The 3575-nt window shown below is 69.5% G+C and carries 1 protein-coding gene and 1 pseudogene; both read right to left on the minus strand.

The genetic code is table 11. From position 1 onward, the window contains the following. Positions 1-1973, minus strand: a pseudogene (locus ACRDP3_RS13535) (hypothetical protein); the annotation flags it as partial. Beyond that, positions 1970-3575: C-terminal helicase domain-containing protein (locus ACRDP3_RS13540; RefSeq protein WP_431517163.1), on the minus strand; the 1606-nt coding region annotated here is incomplete at its 5' end. The gene ACRDP3_RS13540 and the pseudogene ACRDP3_RS13535, both read right to left, overlap by 4 nt.

Here is a 3575-nt window from a genome sequence, read left to right on the forward strand (position 1 = left end):
CCGAGCGCCGGCTCGCAGATGCGGTACTTGAGCAGCTCCGAGGCGCGGGTCTTGACGACGTTCCCGGCCTCGTCCTTCTCCTGGTCGAGGCGGTGCTTGAGGGCCAGTTCGACGGTGACCTGGGTCAGCGACTCGGGGGTGTAGTAGGACGCGGAGGTCTCTCGGTCACGGCCTGCGAGGCGGTAGACGAACTCTCCGGGCTGGTACTTCTTCGGCCCGCGCAGGCCCTTCTCCTCGCGGTCTCGCTCGTCGTACTCGACCCAGGTGTTCTCCGGGTACTCCTTGAGCCGGTGCGAGGCGACCAGCCAGGAGCCCTTCTCGGGGTCGCCGCCCTTCGCGACCTCGCACAGCTCCTTGTCGGCGATGATGCCGGTGTACGACATCAGACCCTCGTAGACCGCGCCGAGCTGGTTGATGCCGAGGTTGCGGTACGAGATGAAGCCGCCGCGTTCGCCGCGCCGCTTGGCCTTCTTCATGGTGAGCAGGCGCAACACCTCATGCAGAGCGCTGTTGCGCAGCCGCAGGTCGAGCCAGGCAGGCCCGTCGGGGCCTTCCTCGTCCCGCCGGGGATCACGGGTGCCGGAACCGATGAGCCGCACCGCAGCCGGTTCGAAGAGTTCGCTGCGCAAGGGCTCGAAACGCAGGCCACGCCCCTCACTGCGCTGCTTGGCCTTCGTCTTGCGGATCTCCGCGTCGTCGCCGGGACGTTCGTCCCACTCCTCGGTGCCGTACGGCCGGTGGCCGTGGTTGACCTTGTTGAAGAGCACGTCGAGGGAGGCGTGCAGGTGGAATCCGTTGCGGGCGGTCTCATCCGTCAGCTGCGCGTCCCGCTCGGCGAGATCACGTAAGCGGGCCACCGAGTAGCCGGCCTCGTAGGTGCCGTCGTCGGCCGGGAGGATGCCCAGTTCGGGGCGGGCCTCGGCGGACAGGAGGAACAGGACGCGGTAGAGGTAGCGCAGCGCCTCGCGGGTGAGCTGCCGGGCGAAGGGTTCTCCCGGGGTTTCGAGATCGCGCGGTTCGAGTCCGGTCTGCTCCAGACGGGCCAGGACCTCGTTGGCGATGATCTCCACGGACTTCTGGAGGCCCTGCCGCAGCTCGCCGGAGACGCCGACCGCGTTGTCACGGGACGCCTTGACGAGGGCGTCGATGGCGGGGCCCTTGCCGTCCTCCGCCGGTGCGAGTGCGTCGTGGCTGAACAGACCTGCGATCGTGGCGAGTTCGCCGTACTGCTTGCGGTCGTACCGTTCCAGGGCGGCGTCGAGGTTGGCGGCAAGGTAGCGACCCTCGCCCCATGCGTGCCGGTCGGCGAGAACGATGACGCCGCCGCAGAGCAGCAGGACGAACCGCGGTGCGCTGCCGCCTTCGCCTCCCAGCTCGCTCTGGAACAGCCAGGTGGCGAACGCGTGCCCCGAATCGATCGTCTCGCCGCTGCCGACCGTCCGCACCGGGTGGAGGAGACGGCCGTATGCGTCGGCGTCCAGGGCGGCGTCGTTGCTCGCGGACCAGCCGCAGTCGACGGCGACGATGCCGTCGCCGTGCCAGGCGACCTGGACGATGTGGTCGCGTCCGGCCCGGTGGACGGTCAACTCGCGCGGACCGGAGGCGATGTCGCCCTCCGGGTAGCCGAGGGCGGCGAGCACCTTACGGTGCCAGTCGGCGACGCGCTCGCGCCACTCCTCGTCCTGGTAGGTGTTCCAGCGCTCCTCGAACCCCTCCCGGTCGGGGTACTCGTCGTCCTCGGCGTCCGCCTTGGCCTGCTCGGCGAAGAACTTGCGGTACTTCTCGTCGAGGTAGACGGACCGCAGGCCGCGCAGGGCGATACGGGGTGTGGGACGCGGATCGTTCTCGTCGGACTCGCGGTCCGCCCAGGCCGCGAAGACGCCCTTCTTCAGGCCGTCGGCGAGCTGCTCGGCTAAGTAGTGCGCGGACAGGTACTCGCCGCGGTTGGAGAAGGAGTCGAAGTCGGTGCTCATCGGGCGCTCGTCTCTCCGGCGTCGGGCGCGGCGGTGTCAGCGGTCACAAAAGCGGCCGATTCCGGGATGGCGGCGAGCGGTTCGAGGACGGCGAGGAGCCGCAGCAGCGGAGCGCCGGAGGTCCGCAGGGACTTGATCAGCTTCTTACGCCGGTCGGCCGTGAGGTTCACGTCGTTCTTCGCCTTCTGCGAGCGACGGGTCGCGGCGGTGAAGAGGGCGGTCTGCTTCCACTCCGTCACGCGCTTCTCGTACGGCGCGAGGACGGCGTCGACCTGCTGTTCGTACGCGGCCTCGCGGTCGGTCAGGAAGCGGCGGGCCGCTTCGACCGCGTCCGGGACGCGCGACTGGAGGAGTCCGAGGTTCACCGGGACGGCACGGCCGGGCATGGTGGGGCCGACCCGGCAGGCGGCGAGGAAGGCGTCGTCGACCCGGTGGACGCGGGGGGCGTCGGGCAGGCCGACGACGGCCATCCACTCGACGACGGTGGGACGCCCTGCCTTGTTCGAGTAGCTGCCCTGGAGGAGGTAGACGGGGCCGTCAAGCGCGGCGGACAGCTCCGGGTCGATCGCGTCGGCCCTCACGGCGTCGGGGTCGAAAGCGAGCACGAAGGCCTCGTCGTGGCGGAGCGCCGCGAGCGCCTTGTCGGTGACCCAGTCCAGCACGGGGTGCACGTCGGAGACGTAACCGACGTTGGGCCACTGGCTCTTGGAGTCCTCGCGGGCCGCCTTGAGGCGCTTGGCGGCCAGGCTCTTGTCGAAGGTGAGGCGGATGCGCCCTTCCCTCTGGGCTGTGGGCAGGATCTGCTGCTCGGTCAGGTAGGTCTTGGGCAGGGCCTTCAGTCGGTGGAGAAGGTCCGACGGCGGCTGGAAGGCTATGGTGCCGTCCTTCTCGCGCCGCAGCTTGAGGGCGATGTCCGGGCTGACGGGGTGGCAGACCTGACGCAGCGCCTCGTCGAAGTAGTCGGAGGTCGCGGTCGTACTGCCGACCGTTCCGAACAGGCTGGGCACGGTGGCGCGCGGTACGTCGTCCTTGGGCTTCTTCGCCCCGACGTTGCCCATCAGCTTCCCCAGCATGGCCTTGGCTCCACCGCTGGCCGCCGAGGACTGCTTGATCGACTCTTCGACGGTGCGGCCGGCTATGAGGTCGCGGGTGAGCCGGTCCTCTTCCTCCTTCGCCCGGTAGATGCCGGTGACCGCTTCCGCGGTGCCCTCGATGCGGTGCGCCTCCTCCTCACGGGCGAGGAGCTTGGCGCCGACCAGGCGGTCGTCCAGGGGCAGGGGTTCGCCGGTCTTGTCGTCGGTGCGCCACTCCACCTCGCTGGTGAGCACGAGGGCCCGGAATCGGGGGCTCTTCCCCTGCCCGTAGCGGTCGATACGGCCGTTGCGCTGCTCGATGCGGATCAGCGACCAGGGCAGGTCGTAGTGGATCAACTGGTGGCACTCCTGGTGCAGGTTGACCCCTTCGGAAGCGACGTCGCCGGTGAACAGGAGCCGGACTGGTGCGTTGCGCAGGCCGAAGTTCTCGACGATGCGCTTCTGCTCGTCCTCACCGGTGGCGTCGCCGTGCATGACCTCGACCACCCCGCCGTACGCCTTCCACGGC

Origin of the sequence: Streptomyces sp., from assembly GCF_050698815.1 — a bacterium.
Lineage (GTDB): Bacteria > Actinomycetota > Actinomycetes > Streptomycetales > Streptomycetaceae > Streptomyces.